This is a genomic window from Pseudomonas sp. IT-196MI5, assembly GCF_949767415.1.
Lineage (GTDB): Bacteria > Pseudomonadota > Gammaproteobacteria > Pseudomonadales > Pseudomonadaceae > Aquipseudomonas.
The window spans coordinates 1-24,528 of the sequence record NZ_CATKPZ010000010.1 but is presented as its reverse complement, the minus strand read 5'-3'; the positions used below and the strand labels follow the sequence as shown (position 1 = coordinate 24,528).

General features: G+C 60.2%; 21 protein-coding genes and 1 pseudogene. 19 read left to right on the top strand and 3 right to left on the bottom strand.

Annotated elements, in window-relative coordinates:
- Positions 1 to 39: 39 nt before the first annotated feature.
- The 4 genes from arnT (ACM6IK_RS07005) (at position 40) to ACM6IK_RS06990 (ending at position 5,774) form a co-directional block, all read left to right on the top strand.
- Positions 40 to 1,770: a lipid IV(A) 4-amino-4-deoxy-L-arabinosyltransferase gene (gene arnT / locus ACM6IK_RS07005; RefSeq protein WP_414873711.1), complete on the top strand. Its 1,731-nt coding sequence runs from the start codon at positions 40 to 42 to the stop codon at positions 1,768 to 1,770.
- A gap of 321 nt (positions 1,771 to 2,091) precedes the next feature.
- Complete coding sequence (locus ACM6IK_RS07000) at positions 2,092 to 3,105, top strand: iron ABC transporter substrate-binding protein (protein ID WP_414873710.1); 1,014 nt, start codon at positions 2,092 to 2,094, stop codon at positions 3,103 to 3,105.
- A gap of 51 nt (positions 3,106 to 3,156) precedes the next feature.
- Positions 3,157 to 4,707: an ABC transporter permease gene (locus ACM6IK_RS06995; RefSeq protein WP_414873709.1), complete on the top strand. Its 1,551-nt coding sequence runs from the start codon at positions 3,157 to 3,159 to the stop codon at positions 4,705 to 4,707.
- Complete coding sequence (locus ACM6IK_RS06990) at positions 4,704 to 5,774, top strand: ABC transporter ATP-binding protein (RefSeq protein WP_414873708.1); 1,071 nt, start codon at positions 4,704 to 4,706, stop codon at positions 5,772 to 5,774. Before ACM6IK_RS06995 ends, ACM6IK_RS06990 begins: the two co-directional genes overlap by 4 nt.
- A gap of 4 nt (positions 5,775 to 5,778) precedes the next feature.
- Here ACM6IK_RS06990 and xerC read toward each other — a convergent pair whose 3' ends face one another.
- Positions 5,779 to 6,717, bottom strand: coding sequence for a tyrosine recombinase XerC (gene xerC, locus ACM6IK_RS06985; protein WP_108215794.1), 939 nt, complete (start codon positions 6,715 to 6,717; stop codon positions 5,779 to 5,781).
- A 391-nt stretch (positions 6,718 to 7,108) separates the two neighbouring features.
- On the opposite strand from xerC, the gene arnB reads away from it, so the two are divergent.
- The 13 genes and pseudogenes from arnB to ACM6IK_RS06920 all read left to right on the top strand — a co-directional run bounded on the left by arnB (position 7,109) and on the right by ACM6IK_RS06920 (position 20,504).
- Positions 7,109 to 8,257: a UDP-4-amino-4-deoxy-L-arabinose aminotransferase gene (arnB, locus tag ACM6IK_RS06980; RefSeq protein WP_414873707.1), complete on the top strand. Its 1,149-nt coding sequence runs from the start codon at positions 7,109 to 7,111 to the stop codon at positions 8,255 to 8,257.
- Entirely contained in the window at positions 8,254 to 9,273 is a 1,020-nt protein-coding gene (gene arnC, locus ACM6IK_RS06975; protein WP_414873706.1) for an undecaprenyl-phosphate 4-deoxy-4-formamido-L-arabinose transferase, read from the top strand. The genes arnB and arnC overlap by 4 nt, the downstream gene beginning before the upstream one ends.
- Entirely contained in the window at positions 9,270 to 11,261 is a 1,992-nt protein-coding gene (gene arnA, locus ACM6IK_RS06970; RefSeq protein WP_414873705.1) for a bifunctional UDP-4-amino-4-deoxy-L-arabinose formyltransferase/UDP-glucuronic acid oxidase ArnA, read from the top strand. Before arnC ends, arnA begins: the two co-directional genes overlap by 4 nt.
- On the top strand, positions 11,261 to 12,145 hold the full coding sequence (gene arnD, locus ACM6IK_RS06965) for a 4-deoxy-4-formamido-L-arabinose-phosphoundecaprenol deformylase (RefSeq protein ID WP_414873704.1): 885 nt from the start codon (positions 11,261 to 11,263) through the stop codon (positions 12,143 to 12,145). Before arnA ends, arnD begins: the two co-directional genes overlap by 1 nt.
- The gene (arnT, locus tag ACM6IK_RS06960) at positions 12,142 to 13,791 is read left to right on the top strand and encodes a lipid IV(A) 4-amino-4-deoxy-L-arabinosyltransferase (RefSeq protein ID WP_414873703.1); all 1,650 of its coding nucleotides are present in this window, start codon (positions 12,142 to 12,144) and stop codon (positions 13,789 to 13,791) included. The genes arnD and arnT (ACM6IK_RS06960) overlap by 4 nt, the downstream gene beginning before the upstream one ends.
- The gene (gene arnE / locus ACM6IK_RS06955) at positions 13,788 to 14,132 is read left to right on the top strand and encodes a 4-amino-4-deoxy-L-arabinose-phosphoundecaprenol flippase subunit ArnE (protein ID WP_414873702.1); all 345 of its coding nucleotides are present in this window, start codon (positions 13,788 to 13,790) and stop codon (positions 14,130 to 14,132) included. The genes arnT (ACM6IK_RS06960) and arnE overlap by 4 nt, the downstream gene beginning before the upstream one ends.
- On the top strand, positions 14,129 to 14,530 hold the full coding sequence (gene arnF / locus ACM6IK_RS06950; protein ID WP_414873701.1) for a 4-amino-4-deoxy-L-arabinose-phosphoundecaprenol flippase subunit ArnF: 402 nt from the start codon (positions 14,129 to 14,131) through the stop codon (positions 14,528 to 14,530). Before arnE ends, arnF begins: the two co-directional genes overlap by 4 nt.
- On the top strand, positions 14,527 to 15,906 hold the full coding sequence (locus ACM6IK_RS06945) for a UDP-glucose dehydrogenase family protein (protein WP_414873700.1): 1,380 nt from the start codon (positions 14,527 to 14,529) through the stop codon (positions 15,904 to 15,906). Before arnF ends, ACM6IK_RS06945 begins: the two co-directional genes overlap by 4 nt.
- Before the next feature lie 5 nt (positions 15,907 to 15,911).
- Positions 15,912 to 17,495: an ArnT family glycosyltransferase gene (locus ACM6IK_RS06940; protein ID WP_414873699.1), complete on the top strand. Its 1,584-nt coding sequence runs from the start codon at positions 15,912 to 15,914 to the stop codon at positions 17,493 to 17,495.
- Between the two features lie 89 nt (positions 17,496 to 17,584).
- Positions 17,585 to 18,763 (top strand): MFS transporter, encoded by a 1,179-nt coding sequence (locus ACM6IK_RS06935; protein WP_414873801.1) that lies wholly within the window; start codon positions 17,585 to 17,587, stop codon positions 18,761 to 18,763.
- A gap of 160 nt (positions 18,764 to 18,923) precedes the next feature.
- Positions 18,924 to 19,631 carry an HPP family protein gene (locus tag ACM6IK_RS06930; RefSeq protein ID WP_414873698.1) on the top strand — a complete coding sequence of 236 codons (708 nt, stop codon included), beginning with the start codon at positions 18,924 to 18,926 and terminating at the stop codon, positions 19,629 to 19,631.
- A gap of 14 nt (positions 19,632 to 19,645) precedes the next feature.
- Positions 19,646 to 19,990 (top strand): annotated as a pseudogene (locus tag ACM6IK_RS06925) (xanthine permease XanP); the annotation flags it as partial.
- A gap of 25 nt (positions 19,991 to 20,015) precedes the next feature.
- Positions 20,016 to 20,504, top strand: coding sequence for an LEA type 2 family protein (locus ACM6IK_RS06920; protein WP_414873697.1), 489 nt, complete (start codon positions 20,016 to 20,018; stop codon positions 20,502 to 20,504).
- Between the two features lie 17 nt (positions 20,505 to 20,521).
- On the opposite strand, the gene ACM6IK_RS06915 is transcribed toward ACM6IK_RS06920, so the two are convergent.
- Together ACM6IK_RS06915 and pssA are read right to left on the bottom strand one after the other, a co-directional pair.
- Positions 20,522 to 21,538, bottom strand: a complete 1,017-nt coding sequence (locus ACM6IK_RS06915; RefSeq protein WP_414873800.1) for an AraC family transcriptional regulator — start codon at positions 21,536 to 21,538, stop codon at positions 20,522 to 20,524.
- Between the two features lie 283 nt (positions 21,539 to 21,821).
- Positions 21,822 to 23,165, bottom strand: a complete 1,344-nt coding sequence (gene pssA / locus ACM6IK_RS06910; RefSeq protein ID WP_414873696.1) for a CDP-diacylglycerol--serine O-phosphatidyltransferase — start codon at positions 23,163 to 23,165, stop codon at positions 21,822 to 21,824.
- Between the two features lie 216 nt (positions 23,166 to 23,381).
- Here pssA and ACM6IK_RS06905 point away from each other — a divergent pair, with 216 nt between their 5' ends.
- Both ACM6IK_RS06905 and ACM6IK_RS06900 read left to right on the top strand, forming a co-directional pair.
- A complete protein-coding gene (locus tag ACM6IK_RS06905) occupies positions 23,382 to 23,945 on the top strand; it encodes a TetR/AcrR family transcriptional regulator (protein ID WP_414873799.1) in 564 nt (187 codons plus the stop codon).
- Between the two features lie 56 nt (positions 23,946 to 24,001).
- Positions 24,002 to 24,478, top strand: coding sequence for a DUF1348 family protein (locus ACM6IK_RS06900; RefSeq protein WP_414873695.1), 477 nt, complete (start codon positions 24,002 to 24,004; stop codon positions 24,476 to 24,478).
- Positions 24,479 to 24,528 lie beyond the last annotated feature (50 nt).

The window sequence follows — 24,528 nt, the reverse complement described above, 5'->3', positions numbered from 1 at the left end:
ATTAGCTTCAAACTGCCACCTCAGCGCCAAGGTCGAGACATGACGTCAATTCAGCCACTGCCGGATTTTGCTGGCCACTCTTCCCGCCTGTACGTCCCCCCCGCACCGACCAACGAGCGTAGCGAGCGCTGGATGCTATTGGCGTTGTTACTGGCGTTCATCGTGTTCTACTTGCTGCCGCTGATGAGCCACGGCCTGTGGATTCCCGATGAAACCCGTTATGCCCAGATCAGCCAGGAAATGCTGCAAGGCGGGAACTGGGTCTCGCCGCATTTCATGGGCCTGCGTTATTTCGAAAAACCGATTGCCGGGTACTGGATGATTGCCATCGGCCAGGCGGTGTTTGGTGACAATCTGTTCGGGGTGCGCATCGCGTCAGCGTTGAGTACCGGGCTGAGCGTGTGGCTGACCTACCTGATTGCCCGCCGGTTCTGGCGCGATCCGCGCAAAAGCTGCGCCTGCGCGCTGCTCTACATGAGCTTCGGGCTGATTGCCGGTCAGGCCGGGTACGCCAACCTCGATCCGCAGTTCACCCTGTGGGTCAACCTGAGCCTGGTTTCCCTGTGGTTTGCCATCGACAGTCGCAGCACTCGCACCCGCCTCGGATTCTGGGCGGTGCTGGGCATCGCCTGCGGCATGGGCTTCATGACCAAGGGCTTTCTGGCCTGGCTGCTGCCGGCGGTGATCGCCCTACCCTACATGCTCTGGCAGCGTCGCATGGGCGAACTGTTGCGCTACGGGCCACTGGCTATTGTGGTCGCCGCGGCCGTCTGCCTGCCCTGGGCATTGGCCATTCATCATCAGGAACCGGACTTCTGGAATTTCTTCTTCTGGAACGAGCACGTACGCCGCTTCGCCGCCGACAATGCGCAACACGCCCGTCCGTGGTGGTTCTACCTGCCGATGCTGGTCGTTTCCGCCCTGCCCTGGACTGTGTTGTTGCCGACAACGTTCATCCAGGCCTGGAACAACAAGCGTCAGCCCGTCGGCGGATTTCTCCTGCTCTGGTTGTTGTTGCCATTGGCGATTTTCAGCATGAGCAGCGGCAAGCTGCCGACCTACATCATGCCGTGCCTGTTACCGCTGGCGCTGCTGATGGGCCATGCGCTGACCGGCCTGCTGGAACAGGCACGGGAACGGACGATTCGCGTCAACGGCTGGCTCAACGTGGTCATTGCCACGGTGGCCTTGATCGCTTTGCTGTACCTGCAACTGAGCAAAGAGATTTTCGAGAATACCGAGATGTTCAGCCTGTCCCTGGCGTTCATCGTGCTGCTGGGCTGGATCATCGTTAACGTACTGCAAATCCTGCGGCCATTGACGTTATGGGCGATGCCGGCCCTCGGCATCTGGCTGCTGGTGGCGCTGCTGCCCGCCGCCATGCCGGGCCAGATCGTCGACAGCAAGATGCCCGACCGGTTTATCGCCGAACACCTGGACAGCTTGAACCAGACTACCTCGCTGCTGAGCAACGACCTGGGCGCGGCCTCGGCCTTGTCGTGGCTGACCAGACGACCGGAAGTAGCGCTCTACAATGTCGTGGGTGAAATGAAATACGGCCTGCGGGATCCCGCCGCCGTCTCGCGCAAAGTGACCCTGCAAGAGGTCGGACACTGGATGACCGAGGCGCGTAAAAAGGGCTCGGTCGGGGTGGTGATGAGGGTCAACAGCGTCGATGAAATTCAGGAAGTCGAGGCGCTGCCCACCGACGGAAAACGCTATCAGCGCGGCAACCTGCAAGTCCTGATCTTCCCGCAAATCCAGCCCTGACAAGCAAGACGCAAAAAAACCGAGACGTCGAACCGGCTTTTCATTTTTTTGCAGGTGAGTGCCAAAGGCACGACAAAAGGCAGTCGAGGGCAGCGCCATATTCTGATCGAAGACATCGTTTGATCGACGAGTCGAACCACAGTGGGCACAACGCTGCTAATCTGAATGAAAATTACATGTATTTACGGTTTTTTTTACGTTATTTTCTCATTTGGATCTCTACATTCCCTGCAATTCAAATCATGCAAATGATTCGCATTGATTTACAAGCGTTTCAATGCGTATGACTTTCAAAAAAATGCACCAGGAGCAGCCCGCAGAATGATTCCCAACATCCCTTCGTTCTTGAAAAAGGCCCTGCTGGCCACTGCTTTGCTGAGCGCTGGCCAGGTCTATGCCGCCGACTCCGTCGGTATCGTGGTGTACAACGCGCAACACGAAGGCCTGACCAAGGCCTGGGTCGAGGGCTTCACTCAGGAAACCGGTATTCCCGTCACCCTGCGTAACGGCGATGACACCGAGATGGGCAACCAGATCGTGCAGGAAGGCGCAGCTTCTCCGGCGGACGTATTCCTGACCGAAAACTCCCCGGCCATGGTGCTGGTCGACAACGCCGGGCTGTTTGCGCCGGTCGATAAAGCCACGCTGGAGCAGGTTGATTCCGCCTACCGCCCGGCCCACGGCAAATGGGTCGGGATCGCCGCGCGCTCTACGGTGTTCGTCTATAACCCGAGCAAACTGTCGGAAGCCGACCTGCCGAAATCGATCATGGACCTGGCTTCGCCAAGCTGGAAGGGTCGCTGGGCTGCCTCGCCAGGCGGAGCTGACTTCCAGGCCATCGTCGCGGCCATCCTGGAACAAAAGGGTGAAGCCGCCACGCTTGAGTGGCTCAAGGCCATGAAAACCAACTACGCCAACTACCGTGGCAACAGCTCGGTACTCAAGGCGGTGAATGCCGGGCAGATCGACAGCGGCGTGATCTACCACTATTACAGCCTGGTGGATCAGTCAAAGACCGGCGAAAACAGCAAAAACACCGCCCTGCACTATTTCAAGCACAAAGATCCGGGCGCTTTTGTTAGCATCTCCGGCGGCGGCGTCCTCGCTTCCAGCCAACACAAAGAACAAGCCCAAGCGTTTCTCAAATACATTACCGGCAAGGATGGCCAGGCCGTCCTGAAGAACGGCAAGTCGTTTGAGTACGCCGTGGGCAAGAACGCTGAATCCAACCCTAAACTGGTGCCTCTGCAGCAACTCGACGCGCCGACTGTCGATGCTTCGAAACTCGACAGCAAAAAAGCCGTGGAGCTGATGACACAGGCCGGACTGCTCTAATTGATACCTGAAACCCTGCCTGCGGGCGTCGTTGAGGCGACACCCGCACATTTGCGCCGACGATCCCGCGGAGTCTTTGCGGGACGTGGCGGTGTATGGGTGATCGGTCTGTCGGTGCTCGTTTCATTACTGGCGCTGCTACCGATCGCTTACGTTGTTGGCGTGTCCCTGCAGACAGGCTGGTCAACCGTCGTGACCCTGGTGTTCCGCCCCCGGGTTGGCGAACTGCTGATCAATACCGTATTGCTGGTGCTGCTGACGATTCCGTTGTGCGTGGCACTGGGGGTGACACTGGCGTGGCTCACAGAACGTACAAATTTGCCCGGACGGCGCTGGTGGTCGTTGTTGGCCACGGCACCGCTGGCGGTGCCCGCGTTCGTTCACAGCTACGCCTGGGTCAGCCTGGTACCACCGATTCACGGCTTGTTTGCCGGTGTCCTGGTCTCGGTCATCGCCTACTTCCCGTTCCTGTATTTGCCGGTGGCGGCCACCTTGCGCCGGCTCGACCCGGCCATTGAAGACGTCGCCGAATCCATGGGGCTAAAACCCTGGAAAGTGTTTTTCCGCGTGGTACTGCCGCAATTGCGTCTGGCGATCTGCGGTGGCGCCTTGCTGGTCGGCCTGCACCTTCTGGCCGAATACGGCCTGTACGCGATGATCCGCTTCGACACTTTTACCACCGCGATCTTCGATCAGTTCAAGTCGACCTTCAACGGCGCAGCGGCGCACATGCTGGCCAGCGTGCTGGCGTTGTGTTGCCTGGCGATGTTGACGGCCGAATCCGCCGCCCGGGGGTCCGCCCGTTACGCCCGCGTCGGTTCGGGAAGCGCCCGGGAGCAACGGGTCGTGTGCCTGAAACCGGTATCCACCCTGCTCTCCCTGTCGCTGCAAATCGTGACCTGCGCCCTGGCCCTGGGCGTGCCCTTGATCACCTTGGGTAAATGGCTGATCGCCGGGGGCATGGAAGTCTGGGACATGGCCGAATTGCTTCCCGCGCTGGAGCAAACCCTGCTGCTTGGCGTCGCTGGCGCGGCGCTGACCACTTGCGCAGCGATCCCGATCGCCTGGCTGTCGATCCGCTACCCCGGCCGACTGCAACGAGTGCTGGAAAGCTGCAACTACATCACCAGTTCCCTGCCGGGAATTATCGTGGCGCTGGCACTGGTGACCATCACGATCCATTTTGCCCGGCCGATTTACCAGACCACCTTCACCGTGCTGCTGGCGTACCTGCTGATGTTCTTGCCTCGCGCCCTGGTGAGCCTGCGCGCAGGCATTGCCCAGGCCCCGGTGGAACTGGAAAACATTGCCCGCAGCCTGGGCCGCTCGCCGGCCCGGGCCCTGTGGCTGATCACCTTGCGCCTGGCCGCGCCGGGGGCTGCCGCCGGCGCGGCGCTGGTGTTCCTGGCGATCACCAACGAATTGACCGCCACCCTGCTGCTGTCCCCGAATGGCACGCGCACCCTGGCGACCGGATTCTGGGCCATGACCAGCGAAATCGATTACGCGGCCGCTGCGCCTTACGCCTTATTGATGGTTGTGCTGTCGCTTCCGTTGACCGGACTTCTTTATCACCAATCGAAAAAAACGGCTGGCCGATGAACACTCTTGAATTGAATGCCCTCTACAAGTCCTATGGCGCCCATTGCGCCCTGGACAACGTCAGCCTGTCGGTGCCCAGCGGCAGTCGCACGGTGATCGTCGGTCCTTCCGGCTCCGGTAAAACCACGTTACTGCGGATGATTGCCGGCTTCGAATTCCCCGACGCCGGACGTCTTTCGTTCAATGGTCAGACCCTGGTCGACGGCACCCACGAAGTGCCGGCCCATCAACGTCTGATTGGCTATGTGCCACAGGATGGCGCACTCTTTCCACACATGACCGTGGCCGCGAACATCGGCTTCGGCCTGGCGACCAAGGGCACTGAAAAACTACAGCGAATCGCCGAACTGATGGACAGCGTGGCGCTGGACGCGAAGATGGCCGAGCGCTGGCCTCACGAATTGTCCGGCGGCCAGCAGCAGCGCGTGGCCCTGGCCCGGGCGTTGGCGCAACAACCACGGCTGATGTTGCTGGACGAGCCGTTCTCGGCGCTCGATACCGGATTGCGCGCGGCAATGCGCAAGATGGTTGCGCGACTGCTGGAAGACGCGGGCGTCACCACCATTCTGGTCACCCATGACCAGAGTGAAGCCCTGTCGTTCGCCGACCAGTTGGCAGTGATGCGCCATGGCCGATTGGTCCAGTCAGGGCACCCGCTGGACCTTTATCGCTATCCCGAAGACGAACAGACCGCGCTGTTTCTGGGGGATGCCGTGGTCATGCCCGCGCGCATCGAGGCCGGTTGGGCCCATTGCGACCTGGGGCGGATACCGGTCAACAACCACCGCAACAACTGCTCGGCGCAGATCATGCTGCGCCCCGAACAGCTGCAACTGGCCAGCATCCTGCCCAGCGACCCGCAAGACAGCGGTTGCCGGGCCGTGGTCACCGACCGGGACTTCAGCGGCAACACCTGCACGCTGACGGTGGAACTCCAGCCATTGACCAGCCGCGAGCAACCGGGCCGATCACTGCTGGTGCGCAGTTCGGGCATGTATGCACCACCCGCCGGCAGCTCGGTTCAGGTCTCGACCATCGGCCATGCCCATGTGCTGAGCGAGGTGTGATCGTTCACAGATCGAATCGATCCACCGCCCGACGCCGCTCGTTGTCATCGCGCACATCGTAGTTGGCCGTGGTCTGGATGTTGCTGTGATGTGCCAGTTTTTGCGCAATCGACAAGTCATGCTCTTCGATCACCCGGGTTATGAATGAACGCCGGAAATCGTGGGGCATGATTTTCACCCCAACCTGCGCGCCCCGTTGCCGGGCGATGTAGTAAATCGCGTGTTTGGTGATGCGCTCACGGGTGATATGGCTGCCCCGGCGGATGCGATTGAACAGAAACGGGTCGTCCGCCTCTCCTTCCTTGAGCAACGAACGACGCAGCTCGAGCCAGGCTTCAAGCTTGGCGAAGGCCCAGGCCGGGGCGTACTTGATCAACTGCTTGTTGCCCTTGGCCGTCACTCGCAGGCTGCGCTCGGTGAAATCGACCTGGTCCAGTTCCAGGTTCACCGATTCGGATTTGCGCATTCCCGAACCGTACAGAATCCCGATGATTGCTGCATCCCGCAGGCCTTGCGGCCGCGGATCGGCGGCGCAGACCGCCATCAATTCCTGAATCAGCGTGCGCCTGAGGTTGCGCCCCTGGGACAGCCGTGTACCGGCCATGCCCTTCACCGTACGCATCTTCAACAGATGGTCCTGAGAGATCAGGCTCATGCGCCACGCTTCATTCATCACCCCGCGCACCGCGTTGACATACAGCGAGGAGGTATTCGGCGCATAACCATCCGAACGCAAAGTGGCCACCAGCGCGATCACGTCTTCGGGCTGCAAGTTGTGCCAGGGTATCTCCTCGATATCGTGATCTTCGAAACCCAGGCGGTCGGCGGCATCCTGCAGCACATAACGCATGGTCAGTTGGCTGGACGGCGCCAGTCGCGCCAGATACAGGGTCAGCGGATTGGTGAGGGGTAAACTTGAGTCAGTAACAGGTAAGTCAATCAAACGAAACGGCCTTGAATGTAAACAGTTCAATGAAGCAACTAAGAAGTGAAATAACGATGATGTAAAAGACATTACAGCTGTAGGACTTTTCCCAAGAACCGCCATACATGCGGGAAGTCTGAACAGCGGCTTAATAGCTTTCAGATAAACGATTCCCCAACCGTTTTTTCATGTTCCTTTCACAAAATCGGGCATAACCTTCTATAGAATCGGCGCAGCCCAGATGGACGTCCAACCTGCCGGCCATGGCGAAAAAAGTCAACTGATGCAATTTTTTACCTCCATCCAGTAACTGGTTGATTTGATGCAGGTTCTGATTTAGCGTCTAGGCTGATTTTTGGATCCCTTTTAGCCTCAAAGGCTATTTACGTTTTCAGCCCCAGAGGTGCCCATGAGTCAGGCGTTTCTCCCTTTCTCCCGTCCCAGCATCGGCGACGAAGAAATCGCGGCCGTAGAACAAGTATTGCGCTCCGGGTGGATCACTACCGGACCGAAGAACCAGGCACTGGAAGAACACTTCGCCAACTACGTCGGTTGCCGGCATGCCGTGGCACTTTCCTCGGCCACCGGCGGGATGCATATCACCCTGCTGGCATTGGGTGTCGGTCCCGGCGATGAAGTCATTACACCTTCGCAGACCTGGGTTTCCACCGCCAACATGATCACCCTGCTGGGTGCCACGCCGGTGTTCGTCGACATCGACCGCGACACGCTGATGACCGACGTGACCGCTATCGAAGCGGCGATCACTTCGCGCACCAAAGCCATTATCCCGGTGCATTACGCCGGCGCGGCATTCGACCTCGATCCGCTCTACGCCCTGGCCGACAAACACGGCATTGTCGTGATCGAAGACGCCGCCCACGCGGCAGGCACTTTCTATAAAGGTCGTCACGTCGGTTCCAAAGGCACGGCGATTTTCTCGTTCCACGCGATCAAGAACATGACCTGCGCCGAAGGCGCCATGTTCGTCAGCGACGATGAAGCCCTGGCCTCGCGGGTACGCATGCTCAAGTTTCACGGGCTGGGGGTTGATGCCTACGACCGCCTGACCCACGGCCGCAAGCCCCAGGCCCAAGTGGTCGAACCCGGCTTCAAGTACAACCTGGCTGACATCAACGCGGCCATCGCACTGGTGCAACTGGAACGCCTGGACGAGATCAACGCCAGGCGCACTCAACTGGCCCAGACCTACTTGCAGCGCCTGGAAGGCTTGCCGGTGCAACCGCTGGCTGTCCCCGCTTACTCGCAAAAGCACGCCTGGCACCTGTTCATCCTGCGCATCGACGCCGAGCGGTGCGGGCTGGATCGCGAAGCGTTCATGAAAGCGCTCCAGGAACAGAATGTCGGCACCGGCATTCACTTCATCGCCACACACCTGCACACCTACTACCGCCAGCGTTACCCTAACCTGTACCTGCCCAACACCGAATGGAATTCGGCGCGGCTGTGTTCGATCCCGTTATTCCCCGACATGACCACCGATGATGTCGAGCGCGTCGTCGCTGCCATCGAAAACTGCATGGACAGAAGCCTTTGAGACCTTACCCAATCAATTTCGTTTCGATCGTCATTCCGGTCTACAACGAACAGGAAAGCCTGCCTGAGTTGCTTCGGCGCACCGAAGCGGCCTGCCAGCAGTTGCACCAGGCCTATGAAATCGTGCTGGTCGACGACGGCAGTCGCGACGACTCCGCACAGATCCTTGAAGACGCCGCCTCCCGCGAAGGCAGCCCGGTGGTGGCGGTGATCCTCAACCGCAACTACGGCCAGCACGCGGCGATCATGGCCGGTTTCGAGCAGTGCAAGGGCGATGTCGTCATCACCCTCGATGCCGACCTGCAAAACCCGCCCGAAGAAATCCCGCGGCTGGTGGCCCAGGCCGAACTTGGCTATGACGTCGTCGCGACGGTACGCAACAACCGTCAGGATTCGGCCTTGCGCCGCTGGCCATCGAAGCTGATCAACCTGGCCGTGAAGCGTTCCACCGGCGTAGCCATGAGCGACTACGGCTGCATGCTCCGCGCCTACCGACGCACCATCGTCGACGCCATGCTCGCCTGCCGTGAACGCAGCACCTTCATTCCGATCCTGGCCAACAGCTTTGCCCGCCACACCACGGAAATCCCCGTGACCCACGCCGAGCGTGAACACGGCGATTCCAAGTACAGCCCCATGCGCCTGATCAACCTGATGTTCGACCTGGTCACCTGCATGACCACCACGCCGCTGCGACTGCTGAGCATCGTCGGCGTCGGCATGGCGGCCCTGGGCGTGCTGTTCGCCATCACGCTGATCCTGTTGCGCCTGGTGTTCGGTGCCGGCTGGGCTGGTGGCGGTACCTTCGTACTGTTCGCCGTGCTGTTCGTCTTCACCGGTGGTCAATTCATCGGCATGGGCCTGTTGGGTGAATACCTGGGCCGCATGTACAGCGACGTGCGCGCACGTCCGCGCTTCTTCATTGAAAAGGTGCTGCGTAGCGAGCCCGAATCCCCTGCTTCCGTTGTTACCGTCGACGGCCTTACTTCCACTTCTTCAGATCAGGTTCCTTCATGAGTGCAAAAGCTGTTGTCTTCGCCTATCACGATATTGGCTGCGCCGGCATCGAATCCCTGCTCTCCACAGGGTTTGAGATCGCTGCGGTGTTCACTCACGCCGACGATCCGAAGGAGAACGCGTTCTACGGTTCCGTCGCACAGCTGTGCGCCCGCCACGGCATTGCCGTGCATGCACCGGAAGACGCCAACCATCCGTTGTGGATCGAGCGTATCGCCAAGCTCGATCCCGACTACATTTTCTCCTTCTACTACCGCAACCTGCTGAGCGAAGCGCTGCTGGCGACGGCGCGCAAAGGCGCGTTCAACCTGCACGGTTCCCTGCTGCCACGCTACCGCGGCCGCGCACCGGCCAACTGGGTGCTGGTCAACGGCGAAACGGAAACCGGCGTGACCCTGCACCGCATGGTCAAGCGTGCCGATGCGGGCGCCATCGTCGCCCAGCGAAAGGTCGCAATCGAGCGCAGCGACACCGCGCTGAGCCTGCACGGCAAATTGCGCACCGCCGCCGCTGAACTGTTACGCGACACTCTGCCGGCACTGCTGCAAGGCAAGATCAGCGAAACACCGCAAGACGAATCCAGTGCGACGGTGTTCGGCCGTCGCACTCCGGCTGACGGCAAACTGGTCTGGGCCAAACCGGCCGAAGAACTGTTCAACCTCGTCCGTGCCGTGACCCAGCCGTACCCGGGTGCCTTCTGTGCGGTAGGCGAGCACAAGCTGATTGTCTGGAGCGCTGAACTCGCCAAGGGCAACGAAGGCCTGGCGCCGGGCCGCGTCATCAGCGTCGACCCGCTGCGCATCGCCTGCGGTCAAGACTCGCTGATCATCAACGCCGGCCAGCGCAACGACAACGGTCTGTACCTGAGCGGTCCGCAACTGGCCAATGAACTGGGCCTGGTGGACGGTTCCGTGCTGCGCGGTGCCGAATCCGGCCGTGCCCCGCGTCGCACCCGCGTGCTGATCCTTGGCGTCAACGGCTTCATCGGCAACCACTTGTCCGAGCGCCTGCTGCGTGACGACCGCTACGAGGTCTACGGCCTGGACATCGGTTCGGACGCCATCGAGCGCCTGCGCAGCCACCCGAACTTCCACTTCGTCGAAGGCGACATCAGCATCCACTCCGAGTGGATCGAGTACCACATCAAGAAGTGCGACGTGGTACTGCCGCTGGTGGCGATCGCCACGCCAATCGAATACACCCGTAACCCGTTGCGCGTGTTCGAACTGGACTTCGAAGAAAACCTGAAGCTGGTTCGCTACTGCGTCAAGTACAACAAGCGCGTGATCTTCCCGTCGACCTCGGAAGTCTATGGCATGTGCCAGGACAACAACTTCGACGAAGACAACTCCAACCTGGTGGTCGGTCCGATCAACAAACAGCGCTGGATCTACTCGGTCTCCAAGCAACTGCTGGACCGCGTGATCTGGGCTTATGGCCAGAAGGGCCTGAACTTCACCCTGTTCCGTCCGTTCAACTGGATGGGTCCACGCCTGGACCGTCTGGATTCGGCCCGTATCGGCAGTTCCCGCGCCATTACCCAGCTGATCCTGAATCTGGTGGAAGGTACGCCGATTCGCCTGTTCGACGGCGGCGAGCAAAAACGCTGCTTCACCGACATCGCCGACGGTGTGGAAGCCCTGGCGCGGATCATCGATAACGACAACGATGTCTGCAATGGCCAGATCATCAACATCGGCAACCCGGAAAACGAGGCCAGCATCCGTCAGTTGGGCGAAGAGCTGCTGCGTCAGTTCGAAGCGCACCCACTGCGCGCCAACTTCCCTCCGTTCGCCGGTTTCCGCGACATCGAGAGCAAGGCGTTCTACGGCACAGGTTATCAGGACGTGTCCCACCGCAAGCCAAGCATCGCCAACGCCAAGCGTCTGCTGGACTGGACGCCAACCGTCGAGATGAGCGAAACCATCGGCAACACCCTGGACTTCTTCCTGCGCGAGGCCATGCTCGAAATCGCGGACAAGCGCTGATGCAGGCGGGACTGCGGATTGATGTCGACACCTACCGGGGCACCCGTGAAGGGGTGCCCCGGTTGCTGGAGATCCTTGATGAAGCGCAGGTCAAGGCGACGTTCTTCTTCAGTGTCGGGCCGGACAACATGGGGCGCCACTTGTGGCGCCTCATCCGTCCACAGTTTCTCTGGAAAATGCTCCGCTCCAACGCAGCCGGCCTGTATGGCTGGGACATTCTGCTGGCCGGCACCGCATGGCCTGGAAAACCGATCGGGCGCGACCTGGGGCATCTGATGCGCCAGGCCCGGGATGCCGGGCATGAGGTTGGCCTGCACGCCTGGGATCACCACGGCTGGCAAGCCAACGCCGGGCGCTGGAGCGACGCACGACTGGTTGAACAGATACGCCGTGGCGTGGACACCCTCGGCGACATTCTCGGGGAGAAGATCACCTGCTCGGCGTCTGCCGGCTGGCGTGCCGACGAGCGTGTGATCGAAGCCAAGCAGGGTTTCGGCTTTCGCTATAACAGCGATTGCCGCGGCCTGAGCCTGTTCCAGCCGCGATTGGCCGATGGTCGCCTGGGTGCACCGCAAATCCCGGTGGACCTGCCGACCTTCGACGAAGTGGTCGGGCCGACCGTCGCCGCCAAGGATTTCAACAGGTTCATCCTGGACCGGTTCACGCCGGAAAAACTCAATGTCTACACGATCCATGCCGAAGTAGAAGGGATTCTGATGGCCAACGATTTCCGTCAACTGCTGAACGATGCACATCAGCGTGACATCCGTTTTCAACCTTTGGGTGACTTATTGCCCCAAGCCCCTGACAGTTTGCCGATCGGCCGCGTGGTACGCGGTGCGCTCGAAGGTCGCGAAGGCTGGCTGGGAGTGCAAGGCGCATGAGCAAGCGCTGGGCTTTGCCGTTATTGCTGGCCATGGTGGCGCTGGCGTACCTGCTGCCACTGGGCAGTCATGGCTTATGGATTCCTGACGAAAGCCGCTACGCCCAGATCAGCCAGGGCATGCTCCTGAGCGGCAACTGGGTGTCGCCGCATTTCATGGACGTGCGTTATTTCGAAAAACCTGCGGCCGGCTACTGGATGATTGCCATCGGTCAGGCGCTGTTCGGTCAAAACCTTTTCGGAGTGCGCTTCGCTTCGGCACTGAGCACCGGCTTGAGCGTGCTGCTGTGCTACCTGGTCGCCCGCCGGATGTGGAACGAACCGCGCAAGAGTTTCGCCTGCGCGCTGCTGTACATGAGTTTCACGGTCATTGCCGCTTCGGCGGGGTATGCAAACCTCGACCCGCAATTCACCTTCTGGGTCAACCTGAGCCTGGTGGCGTTATGGTTCGCGCTCGACAGCACGAGCCGCGGACACCGCCTGATCGCGTGGGCGGTGCTGGGCCTGGCCTGCGGCATGGGCTTCATGACCAAGGGCTTCCTGGCCTGGTTGTTGCCGGTGTTGATCGCCCTGCCCTGGATGATCTGGCAAAAACGCTGGCGTGAACTGCTGGTCTACGGCCCGGTGGCGGTCGTGGTAGCCGTTGCCGTCAGCCTGCCATGGGCGCTGGCAGTGCACGCCCAGGAGCCTGACTACTGGCGGTTTTTCTTCTGGCACGAACACATTCGCCGTTTTGCCGGGGACGATGCCCAGCACAATGCGCCATGGTGGTATTACCTGCCGTTGCTGGTGGCTTTCAGCATGCCGTGGGTTGCCTTGCTGCCGCCAGCGCTGAAGCAAGCCTGGCAGACCCGACGCCAGTCCAATATCGGGTTCCTGCTGCTGTGGCTATGGATGCCGTTGTTCTTCTTCAGTCTGAGCAAAGGCAAACTGCCAGCCTACATCCTGCCGTGCCTGTTGCCTCTGGCATTGTTGCTCGGCCATGCACTGGCTGACCGATTGAAGCAGGAGCAAGGTCGCGTCCTGGGCATCAACGGCCTGCTGAACCTGGTGGTGGGTGTGGTCACCCTGCTGGCGCTGGTTTATCTGCAACTGAAAAAGCCGATTTACAATCATGAACTGCACAACCTGGTGTTGGTGTTCATTGGCTTGATCGGTTGGATCATGGCCAACCTGCTGCAGGCCTTCCGTCCATTGCAGTGCTGGGCAGCCCCGGCCTTTGGCAGCCTGTTGCTCATCGGTTTATTGCCTGCCGGACTGCCCAATTCCGTAGTCGCCAATAAAACCCCTGACCAGTTCATCCTCGATCACGCCCAGGAACTTGGCCAGACTGCAAAATTGTTGAGCAACGATCTGGGTGCCGCATCGGCGTTGTCCTGGCGGGTGAAACGCCCGGAAGTGGCTTTTTTCAACACGATAGGCGAGTTGAAATATGGCCTTGCCTATCCTGACTCGCTCAACCAACGCGTCGACCCCAACCAGGTGCAACAGTGGATGCACGACGCCCGCCAGCTAGGTTCGGTCGGTGTGGTCATGCGGGTCAAGGGCGAGGAAGAGCTGCGCGAACTCGAACAGTTGCCCAAGGAGGGCAAGCGGTATGAACAAGGCAACCTGGTGATTCTGATTATCCCTCAGGCGACGCTATGAGCCTGCTATTGCTATTGGTCGCCTGCTTGTTGACCTGCCTGGGCCAGATCGCCCAGAAATATGCCGTGGAAAGCTGGCGCGGCAAACCTTCCGGGTGGATGACAAAACTGCGTTCGCCCTGGCTTTGGCTGGCACTGGCCTCTTTGGGACTGGGCCTGCTGGTCTGGTTGCTGGTGCTGCAACGCCTGGAAGTCGGGATTGCCTACCCGATGCTGAGCCTGAACTTTGTGCTGGTCACCCTGGTCGCGCGTTTCGTGTTCCACGAAACCATCGACCGCCGCCACTGGCTGGGTGTGGCGCTGGTGATCGGCGGCGTGGCTCTGCTGGGGCAACACGCATGAACCTGAGTCGCGGTATTGCCTTCGCACTGGGCAGTGTGTTGCTGGTCAGCGCTGCCCAATTGGGCATGCGCTGGAGCATGAGTCACCTGCCACAACCCGAACAATGGCTCAGCGCTCACATCGACCTGACCGCCGTTGCCGTGGTGCTCGTGGCCATCTTCGCCTACGTCTTGTCGATGCTCTGCTGGCTCGCCGCCCTGCGGGACCTGCCCCTGGGGCGGGCCTACTCGTTGCTGAGCATCAGCTACGCGCTGGTGTACCTGCTGGCCGCCAGCCTGCCGCTGTTCAACGAATCGTTCAGCCTTACAAAAAGCCTTGGCGTGGCATTGGTCATCCTCGGCGTCATTACCATCAATTCTCGACCTGCTCGCGCGCCCGAATTAAGGAGTGCCCCATGAAAATCAGTGTGTTTGGTAGCGGTTATGTTGGCCTGGTGCAGGCAGCGGTTCTGGCGGAAGTCGGCCACGACGTGGTCTGCATGGACGTTGACGAGAAAAAGGTCGAACTGCTCAAACAGGGCCACGTGAGTATTTTCGAACCCGGGCTGGCCAGCCTGGTACGCGAAGGCCTTGACGCCAATCGGCTGCAGTTCACTACCGACGAAAAATTCGCGGTACAGCACGGGGAGGTGCTGTTCATTGCGGTCGGCACACCGTCCCGGGACGATGGCTCGGCGGACTTGCGCTACGTGATGTCGGTGGGCGAAGCGGTAGCACGGCATCGCGAGCAACCGGCGATCCTGGTGGAGAAATCCACCGTTCCGGTCGGCACCGGCGACGCCTTGCGTGCACACATCGACAAGTGCCTGCTCAACGCCGGGCGCGTTTTACAGTTCGATATCGTCTCCAACCCGGAGTTTTTGAAAGAAGGTTCGGCTGTGGCCGACTGCCGCCGCCCGGACCGTATCATCGTCGGTTGTGAGCGTGACGAGGTACGCGAAGTGATGCGTGACCTGTACTCGCCCTTCAACCGCAATCATGAACGCATCATGTTCATGGACCTGCGTAGCGCCGAGCTGACCAAGTACGCCGCCAACTGCATGCTGGCGACCAAGATCAGTTTCATCAACCAGATCGCCGAGCTGGCCGAACACCTGGGTGCCGACATCGAATCGGTACGCCTGGGCATCGGCGCCGACTCGCGCATCGGCTACCACTTCATCTACCCCGGTTGCGGCTACGGTGGCTCATGTTTCCCCAAGGACATGCGTGCCCTGATCCACAGCGCCGAAGAGGCCCATTGCTCCAGCGACCTGCTGCAAGCGGTGGAAGCCATCAACGAGCGGCAGAAACACAAACTGTTCGAACGCATCAACGCGTTCTACAAGGGCGACTTGCGTGGCAGGACCTTTGCCTTGTGGGGCCTGGCGTTCAAGCCTAACACCGACGACATGCGCGATGCACCGAGCCGGGTATTGCTGGAATCGTTGTGGGCCGCCGGGGCGAATGTCCGTGCGTTCGATCCGGAGGCCATGCAGGAAACCCAGAAGCTGTATCCCGATGAGTCGAAACTGATGCTCATGGGTACGCCTGAGTCGGTCTTGTCCGGTGCCGATGCACTGATCATCTGCACCGAATGGCAACAGTTCAAGGCGCCGGACTTCGAACTGATCCAGCAGCGGCTCAACGCACCGGTGATCTTCGACGGCCGCAACCTGTACGACGCAGACCGTCTGGCACGCATCGGTTTCACCTATTTCCCGATCGGCCGTGGCGAATCGCGCAAATTGCCGATGCCTCACCAGCAATGGTTAACCGACTCAGTGGTCGCCTGAACCTCATGATCCCTCACATCCGCCAACAGTCCCTCGCGCTGGGTCTGTTGGCGCTGTTGTTGTTCTGCGCCGGGATGTATCAGCAAGCGGCCATCGGTTTCGATTCGCGCTTCGTGCTGTTCGCCCAGGAGATGCTGCGCAATGGGCCGTCGTTTTTTCCGACGACCTATGGCCAGCCCTACGCAGACTATTCGGGACTTTCAACGCTATTCATCTGGCTGCTTTCACTGCCGTTCGGCCAGGTCACCAGCCTGACCGCATGGCTGCCGAGCGCCATCGCCGCAGCGGTCATCGTCACCTTGATGTACCGCCTGTTGGCACCCTATTCCACGCGTTGGGCACTGCTGAGCATCGCCCTGATGCTGTTGACCAACACCTTCATCACGGAAACCCGCGCGGTTTCCCTCGACCTGATGCTGGCGGCTGTCGCGTTCAGCGTGTTCTACCTGGGCTACGCCGCCGATCACTTTGCGGCGCCGCGCCGCCGGGTTCTGATCTTTGCCTTGCTGATGCTGGGCTTCTGGATTCGCGGGCCAATCGGCCTCGTGATTCCTACGGGGATGCTTTGCAGCTATTTCATGGTCAGTCACCAATGGCGACGATTGCTGGTCTTCGGTTTGCTGGCAACGGCGCTGCTGGCGGTGTGCGTCGGTCTGTTGTTGTGGCTGGCGGACGTCAGCGGCGGCCGGGCCTTCCTGCAGGACGTGATTCGCATGCAGTTCATGGGACGCATGGACGGCAGTGAAGGCAGCAACGGTGTGTTGTATTACTTCACCAGTTCGATGGGCAACTATGCACTGGCGTGGCCGTTGGCGGTGCTGGCGCTTGGGGCTGTTGCGCTGACAGGCCCAAAGGAAGCCGGGCCGACACTGCGCCTGATGCAGTACTGCGTAGCGGCCGGACTGATCGTGATGATCGGCCTTTCCGTCCCGCAGGCGAAAAAGGCCCGTTACCTGCTGCCGATGTTGCCCATGGCGGCAATCGTCGCAGCGTATCCGTTCTACGTCACGCGGGGTCGATTGTTTGCCTGGCTGAGGGGGGTGATGCAGGGGCTGTGGCTGCTGATCCCGGGCCTGCTGATCGTGGCATTGCTGGTGGTACGGCGAAAATTCCCCGAGGACGTTGCTCACCTCACTTCCCTGTTCATCCTTCTCGGTGTGCTGCAAGTGGTCGCCCTGGCAGCGCTCAAGCAATCCCGCTGGCGAGCACAGGCACTGGCTTTTTGTGCGGTCCTGGCACTCTGGTCGTTTTACATCTTGCAGTTCGAGCCCGTCCAACGACAGCTTTACGACACCCAGGCCTTCAGCCGCGAGGCGTTTGAACTCGTGCAAAACGACCCGGCACCGCTGGTCATGCACGGGATGGGCAAAGACGCCAAGGCCATCAAGTTCATGGTCAACATCAAACAGGACCTGCACCCGGTTTTCACCGAGTCGCCCCTGGAACTTGAAACCCTAAGCGGCCCGGCGTGGCTGATGATGGACCTCAACGCCTACCAAACATTGCAAGGCACGGCTGTTGGTGCATTGCCGCCAGTGCTGAGCGGGCGGTTCGACAAGAATGATTTCGTGCTGCTGCACCTCCAGTAAATCCCGTAGCAACGACCGAGTGTCCGACTGCTAGAGTAGCGCCCACGACCGGGCTGATGCCGGCCCGATTGAATAAGGACATTCACGCCGTGACCACCTACTCCCCCCTCATCCGCCGCCTGTTGATCTGCTCTTTGACCATCGTCGTCAGCCGCGCCATCACCAGTCCGCTGCTCACACTGTTCGTCAGCGACAAACTTGGCCTCAACCAACAGGACGTTGGCTTGCTGCTCGGCATTGCGGTGTTCGTCGCCACCCTGCTCTCCCTGTACGGCGGCTACATCATCGATCGCTTCGAAAAACGCCGGCTGCTGATCCTCGCCATGCTTTCCAGCGCCATCGGCCTGGTGCTGCTGACATTCGCCGAAAACCTTTACCTGACCACGATGACCCTGATCGTCACCGAAACCGCGTCGGCGCTGTTTCTGATCGGCTCGAAAGCGATTCTCAGTGAAAACCTGCCTGTGGGTCAGCGCGCCAAGGCGTTCTCCTTGAGCTATACCCTGACCAACATTGGCTACGCCATCGGCCCGATGCTCGGCGTGGTGATTGCCGGCCTGTATACCAGTGCGCCGTTCCTGATAGCAGCGGCCATCGCCTTTTTCAGTATTTTCCTGATGGCCGGGATCGCGAAGGACCCGGTGCGTTCGTCTGTCACCGGTCAGGCGCAGAGCTTCCTCAAAACCCTGATCACCCTGAAAAACGACCGCACGCTGATCATGTTCACCGCCGGTTGCCTGCTCAGCACCGTGGTGCACGGGCGCTTCACGTTTTATCTGTCGCAGTACTTGCTGGCGACCAGCGATTCGAAAAACACCATGGACGTCATGGCCGCCCTGCTGGCCTGCAATGCCCTCAGCGTGATCCTCCTGCAATATCAGATCGGGCGCTTTCTCAAGCGCGAGCAACTGCGTCAGTGGATTGTTGCCGGCACGGGCCTGTTCATCCTCGGCCTGATCGGTTTCAGCCTGGCCGATAGCCTGGTGAGCTGGTGCGTGGCGATGTTCATTTTCACCCTCGGCGAAATGATCATTTACCCGGCCGAGTTCCTGTTCGTCGACACCCTGGCCCCGGAAGAACTGCGCGGCAGTTATTACGGCGCGCAAAACCTGGCCGCTCTCGGTGGTGCCCTGAGTCCGGTGATCAGCGGCATTCTGCTGATGCACACGCCCGCACCAACGATGTTCTATGCCTTGAGCGCTCTCGCAGCATTGGGCGGGCTACTGTGTTTCATGAGCGGCCGTCGAGCGCCTTTGCAGCAAAATTAATGCACTGAAAGCTCATTAATATGAATTTGTCAGTAGCTGGATTGAACGGCACACTGTGCGCGTTCCTCCCCCAACAGTTGGAACACCTTCAAGGGCTTTCTGGGCTTCCCAGCCAAGCCCTTTTTTTTGCCTCGATTTTTCTGCCGGAGTTTTTCCCGAAATGCTTGCTCGCTGGTTTCCCGCCGCCATCAACACCCGCCCCACCGAATGGAGCCGCGCCGCCATCGGCATGGCCTTGGGGACACTGATGAGCGTGTGGCTCTGTAGCCAGGTGTTCGGCATTGAGGTGGCCCAGCACCTGATCGGCGCGCTGGGGGCCTCGGCGGTGCTGTTGTTTGCCGTGTCTTCGGGCGCGCTCGCCCAACCCTGGTCGATTCTCGGCGGCTACCTGAGCGCCGCAGTGACGGCCTTGCTGGTCGCCCATGTGTTGGGCCGAACCCTGGGTAGCGCTTGCCTGGCCGCGGGCATGGCGTTGGTCCTGATGTGCTGGCTGCGCTGCCTGCATCCACCGGCCGGTGGATTGGCCCTGATCCTGGTGCTGGCCGACCCGGCGACCATTGCCATGGACTGGCGAGCCATTGGACCGGTGATGCTCAGCGCAGCGACGATGCTGCTCTGCGCCCTGGCCTACAACAACCTGACCCGCATACGTTACCCCAAGGGGACCAGCGAACCGGTAGCCGCGATTCCAGCCGATCACCCGCCAGTCGACAGTCAGGCCATCACCGCCGAAGACCTGAAACTGGCGCTGGCCGACATGGAAGCGTTCTATGACGTCACGCCCGAAGACCTCGAACAGTTGATCCAGGCCAGTGAGCTGCACGCCAAACGCCGCAGTGTGGCCGAGGTGTTCGCTCCACGACTGTAAACCACTGGTTTGGAGGTTCTTCTGCCGTGGCCGGAATCAAGATTCTCGCCGAGGCCGGCCTGCATCGGCGCAACATGCCGATCGCGGCAATTTCCCTCGGCATGGGCCTGGGGGTGGCCGCGGTGCCGGAAGTCTTGCGTGAACTGCCCGAGGCCCAGCACAACATTTTCGAATCGCCCATCACCGTCGGCGCGCTGTGCGCTATCGTTCTTAATATCTTCCTGCCCGGGGAATTCATCGAACTGGAAGAGGACGAATTCGATCCGCAGGCCTCAGTGCTTCAAGTGATGCAGAACCCCGATGTGACCGCCAGGGATGAACCTGCAAAGGCTACGGTGGTCGCACAGTCAATCCGCTAGCCCTTTTTCAGATGAGAGCACGACCATGCGCAGCGTTCACGCGGTCCTGATTTCCCTCATGCTCTGCCTGAGCGCCTGCTCCTCACTGCCCAATCGAGACCCGTTGAAAGTCAACGTCGTGGGCATCGAGCCCCTGCAAGGCGAGGGCATGGAAGTGCGCTTTGCCGTGAAAATCCGCGTGCAGAACCCTAATGACACCACCCTCGTCTACAACGGCGTTGCGCTGGACCTGGACATCAACGGCCAGCCCTTCGCCTCTGGCGTCACCGATGAGAGGGGCTCGATCGAGCGTTTTTCCGACACTGTCGTGAGCGTACCGGTCAGCGTTTCGGCCTTTTCGGTGATCCGCCAGACCTATGGCATCAGCCAGATGAAAACGCTCAACAATATGCCCTACGTCCTGCACGGCAAGCTTTCGGGTGGCCTGTTCAACACCATGCGCTTCGTGGACAGTGGCACGCTCAATCTACCGGGGTCGACTACTGGCAGCCGTTATAAGCCTGCGAAGAATTGACCGTTACGCCGCTGAGTTCACTCGGTGTCATTGAGAATCAGGCTACGGTAATGCCCTGGATTGGACCCCGACCACTTGCGAAACGCCTTGTAGAACGAACTGACATCCGCGAACCCCAGCCGCGTGGCGATCTCGCTGAAGCTGATCGCGGGCTCGGCCAGCCAGACAATCGCCAGTTCCTTGCGCACGCCGTCCTTGAGGCGTTGATAGGTTTGCCCTTCTTCGGCCAATCGGCGGCGCAGGGTGGATGCCGACATGCACAGACGCTGCGCCAGGACTTCGGTTTCCGGCCAGTGTTCGGCCGGCAGATGGCGTAGATCGTGTTTGATGCGACTGGCCAGGCTCTGCGGATCGCGGTACTTGACCAGAATGTTCGCCGGCGCATGGGCCAGGAATCGCGTGAGTTCTTCGGGGCTGCGCTTGATCGGCAAATCCAGGCAATCGGCGGAGAAAATCATCCGCGTGCGCGGACGGTCGAAACGCAGGTTCTCGGAGAACATCACCTGGTAGTCATCGCAGAAATCCGGTTTCGCACAGCGCAGTTCGATGGCCAGGATTGGAATCCGCCGCCCTGCCAGCCAGCAGGCCACGCCGTGCACGATCATCCAGTAGGTGAAATAGGTGAAGGCCCGGTGCGGTTCCTTGTCGTCCTCCAGCAGGACGATTTCCGCCAGGCTTTGTTGGCGCACCAACTGCGCCGGCAGGTGTTCGAGAATCAACGACAGAAACGCCAGGCCACTGGACAGTCCCGCCGCCACGTTGGGCTGGAGCATGGCGCTGCGACACAGAAAGGCAAGGCTGCCGGATTTCAGTTTGCGAGGGTCCATGCCAAAAAACTCATCGTCCCCGCGCCGTGCCAGCAGCCGCCACAGGCGCGCATAAGCCGTGGCCGGAACGCGGGCGCCGGTGTTGCCCAATAGCAGCGGGTCGATGCCAACCTTGATCAACACCTCGTCCGTGGCGATTCCCGGCGCGCAGCTTTGCAACAGTGCTTCACGCACCAGTTGGATGGAGATGGTGTCTTTTTCCGACATGGATCGCGGCAAGCCCTGTTCTTGTTCGAGTGGGGGGCATATTAGCCGAAACCACCCGTCCGGCGAGTGTCCCTTGTAGGAGCTGGCTTGCCAGCGAAGTGGCCGGCACATTCAACAGCGATGTCGCCTGCACATCCGCCTTCGCTGCGATGCGGCGTTCCGACAAGCCAGCTCCTACAAGGGTTTGGCGTCGATCACAGCACTGTGTTTCGACGCTGTTTTTGTGGGAGCGAGCCTGCTCCGGGCGGCGATCCGACGATTGCTTTTCAGAAGCTCACCGGGTCTACAAGATGCGGTAGAGCAAGCGCTCGATCCGCACACGACTCACGCGTTTGAGGAACTTGGCCACGCCCGTCGGGTACTCGGCGAGGGTTTCCAGGTTCTGGAAATGCTCGATACGCGAGGTGTGCTGGAAGATCGCTGTCAGCTCATGGCGACGCGGCTCCAGCAGTTCGCCATGGGGATCATCGATCAACAAGGCGTTTTCCAGATCGAGTCGAAACGCCCGCGGGTTGAGGTTGTTGCCGGTCAGCAAGGTATAGCGCCGGTCGATCCACATGCCCTTGAGGTGATAGGTGTTGTCGGCATCACGCCACAGGTGCAGGTTCAACTGGCCGCTGTCGATGTTGCGCTGATGGCGCTTGGCAAACCGGCGCAAGCTGATTTCGTACAGGTATGGCAGCGCCGAAATAACCCGGAACGGTTCGCTCGGCGGAATGTAGAAGTCGTTGGCCGTCTTGTCGCCGACCACAATGTCGATCTTCACCCCACGGGCCAGCGCACGGTTGATCTCGCGGATGATCGCCAGCGGCAGGTTGAAGTACGGTGTGCAAATGATCAGTTGCTGCTGGGCGCTGGCGATCAGTTCGCAGATCACCCGGTTCAGCGGATTGTTCTTGCCGACGCCAAGCAACGGGCTGACCGACAAACCGCTCCTGTCGGTGGTGCCCCGCGAAGTGTCATACGCCGCGTGCTTGAGACGGCTGCGCAGGTCGCCGATGTCATGGCGCAGGCTGCGGGTGGTTGGCAGGTTCGGCAGGTCAAGGCGGTGCACCGCCTTGGAGGCCACCAGGCCATGCTGCACCAGGTGCTGCATCGAATCGGCCAGATCACGATTGTGCAGCAGGTGATAGCGGTCGTAGCGGTACTTGTCGAACTTGTGCAGATAGACGTTGTTCAGGCTCGCGCCGCTGTAGATCACGCAGTCATCGATCACGAAACCTTTGAGGTGCAACACGCCGAACAGTTCGCGGGTCTGCACCGGGACACCGTAGATCGGCACTTCGCTGGCATGGGTGCGGGTCATTTCCTGATACCAGGCGCAGTTGCCCGGTTGCTTGCCGGCACCGATCAGGCCGCGCTGCGCGCGCAGCCAGTCGACGACGACCACCACGTCCAGTTCCGGACGCGCCAGCTTGGCCGCGTGCAAGGCATCGAGAATTTCCTGGCCGGCTTCATCCTGTTGCAGGTACAGCGCAACGATGTAGATGCGCCGGGTCGCGCTGGCGATTTTCTCCAGCAGGCAACGACGGAATTCGGCAGCACCAGAGAGGATGCCGACGGCGTCGGCCGTCAGCGGAAAACTGCGCAGTTTGGGCAGCAGGGAACGTTTGAAAAGCAACGGCATAGGGCTCGCAAATGGGTCGAATCCGAAGAGCCCCAGAGCTTACACCATCGATAGCTTTGGGTCTTGTTACTGTCTGTAATGCCCTCTTCGCTGGCAAGCCAGCTCCTACAGATCAACCGCGTTCCCCTGTAGGAGCTGGCTTGCCAGTGATGGCAATTTCAAGGTCGAGCAAAATAATGATTGACCATGGAGAACGATCGTTCTACTGTCAGCGGCATGAACGAAATCACTACCAATGACACACGCGACATCATTCTGGATGTCACCGAAAAGCTGATCTACAAAAGTGGCATTGCCGCCACTGGCATGGATCTTCTGGTGAAAACCGCCGGCGTCTCCAGAAAGAGCATTTACCGCTACTTCGCCAACAAGGACGATCTGGTTGTGGCCGCCCTGCAACGCCGCGACCAGCGCTGGATGCGCTGGTACAGAGGCGAAGTCGGCCAGGCACAAACCCCGGCCGAGCGACTGCTCAACCTGTTTACCGTACTCAAATCGTGGTTCGCTTCCGACGGCTTCCGCGGCTGCGCCTTCATCAACACCAGTGGCGAAACCGGCGACCCGCAAGACCCGGTGCGCCTGGTCGCCAAAGAGCATAAACAGAAGCTGCTCGACTACGTGTGCGAGCTGTGTACCGAATATGGCGCCGAGGATCCGCAGATGCTGGCCAGACAACTGCTGATCCTGATCGATGGTGCCATTACCGTGGCGCTTGTAATGGGTGATCACAGTGCCGCCGATAATGCGCAATGCATGGCGCGAAAGTTGTTGGACCTGTAGCAACTTGACCAAGCTCGACCCGATGTTTGAACTTTAACTTGATACGGAGACTTGAAATGTCTAATGCCGAAGTTCGTCCGCCATTACCCCCTTTCACCCGTGAATCGGCCATTGAAAAAATTCGCCTGGCTGAAGACGGCTGGAACTCCCGCGACCCCGAGCGCGTGTCCCTGGCCTACACCCTGGACACTCAATGGCGCAATCGCGCCGAGTTCGCCCACAACCGCGAAGAAGCCAAGGCTTTCCTGACCCGCAAATGGGCCAAGGAGCTGGATTATCGACTGATCAAGGAACTCTGGGCCTTTACCGACAACCGCATCGCCGTGCGTTATGCCTATGAATGGCATGACGACTCGGGCAACTGGTTCCGCTCCTACGGCAACGAGAATTGGGAGTTCAACGAGGACGGCCTGATGGCCCGCCGCTTCGCCTGCATCAATGACATGCCGATCAAGGAAAGCGAGCGCAAGTACCACTGGCCGCTGGGGCGTCGTCCTGATGATCATCCGGGGCTGTCGGATCTTGGCCTGTAAACCGTACCAATCCCTGTAGGAGCTGGCTTGTGGGGGGGGCGCCGAGCCAG

Coding starts and splice junctions, on each gene's coding strand:
- arnT (WP_414873711.1), top strand. CDS start 40: ATGACGTCAATTCAGCCACTGCCGGATTTTGCTGGCCACTCTTCCCGC.
- ACM6IK_RS07000 (WP_414873710.1), top strand. CDS start 2,092: ATGATTCCCAACATCCCTTCGTTCTTGAAAAAGGCCCTGCTGGCCACT.
- ACM6IK_RS06990 (WP_414873708.1), top strand. CDS start 4,704: ATGAACACTCTTGAATTGAATGCCCTCTACAAGTCCTATGGCGCCCAT.
- arnB (WP_414873707.1), top strand. CDS start 7,109: ATGAGTCAGGCGTTTCTCCCTTTCTCCCGTCCCAGCATCGGCGACGAA.
- arnA (WP_414873705.1), top strand. CDS start 9,270: ATGAGTGCAAAAGCTGTTGTCTTCGCCTATCACGATATTGGCTGCGCC.
- arnD (WP_414873704.1), top strand. CDS start 11,261: ATGCAGGCGGGACTGCGGATTGATGTCGACACCTACCGGGGCACCCGT.
- arnT (WP_414873703.1), top strand. CDS start 12,142: ATGAGCAAGCGCTGGGCTTTGCCGTTATTGCTGGCCATGGTGGCGCTG.
- arnE (WP_414873702.1), top strand. CDS start 13,788: ATGAGCCTGCTATTGCTATTGGTCGCCTGCTTGTTGACCTGCCTGGGC.
- arnF (WP_414873701.1), top strand. CDS start 14,129: ATGAACCTGAGTCGCGGTATTGCCTTCGCACTGGGCAGTGTGTTGCTG.
- ACM6IK_RS06945 (WP_414873700.1), top strand. CDS start 14,527: ATGAAAATCAGTGTGTTTGGTAGCGGTTATGTTGGCCTGGTGCAGGCA.
- ACM6IK_RS06940 (WP_414873699.1), top strand. CDS start 15,912: ATGATCCCTCACATCCGCCAACAGTCCCTCGCGCTGGGTCTGTTGGCG.
- ACM6IK_RS06930 (WP_414873698.1), top strand. CDS start 18,924: ATGCTTGCTCGCTGGTTTCCCGCCGCCATCAACACCCGCCCCACCGAA.
- ACM6IK_RS06920 (WP_414873697.1), top strand. CDS start 20,016: ATGCGCAGCGTTCACGCGGTCCTGATTTCCCTCATGCTCTGCCTGAGC.
- ACM6IK_RS06915 (WP_414873800.1), bottom strand. CDS start 21,538: ATGTCGGAAAAAGACACCATCTCCATCCAACTGGTGCGTGAAGCACTG.
- pssA (WP_414873696.1), bottom strand. CDS start 23,165: ATGCCGTTGCTTTTCAAACGTTCCCTGCTGCCCAAACTGCGCAGTTTT.
- ACM6IK_RS06905 (WP_414873799.1), top strand. CDS start 23,382: ATGAACGAAATCACTACCAATGACACACGCGACATCATTCTGGATGTC.
- ACM6IK_RS06900 (WP_414873695.1), top strand. CDS start 24,002: ATGTCTAATGCCGAAGTTCGTCCGCCATTACCCCCTTTCACCCGTGAA.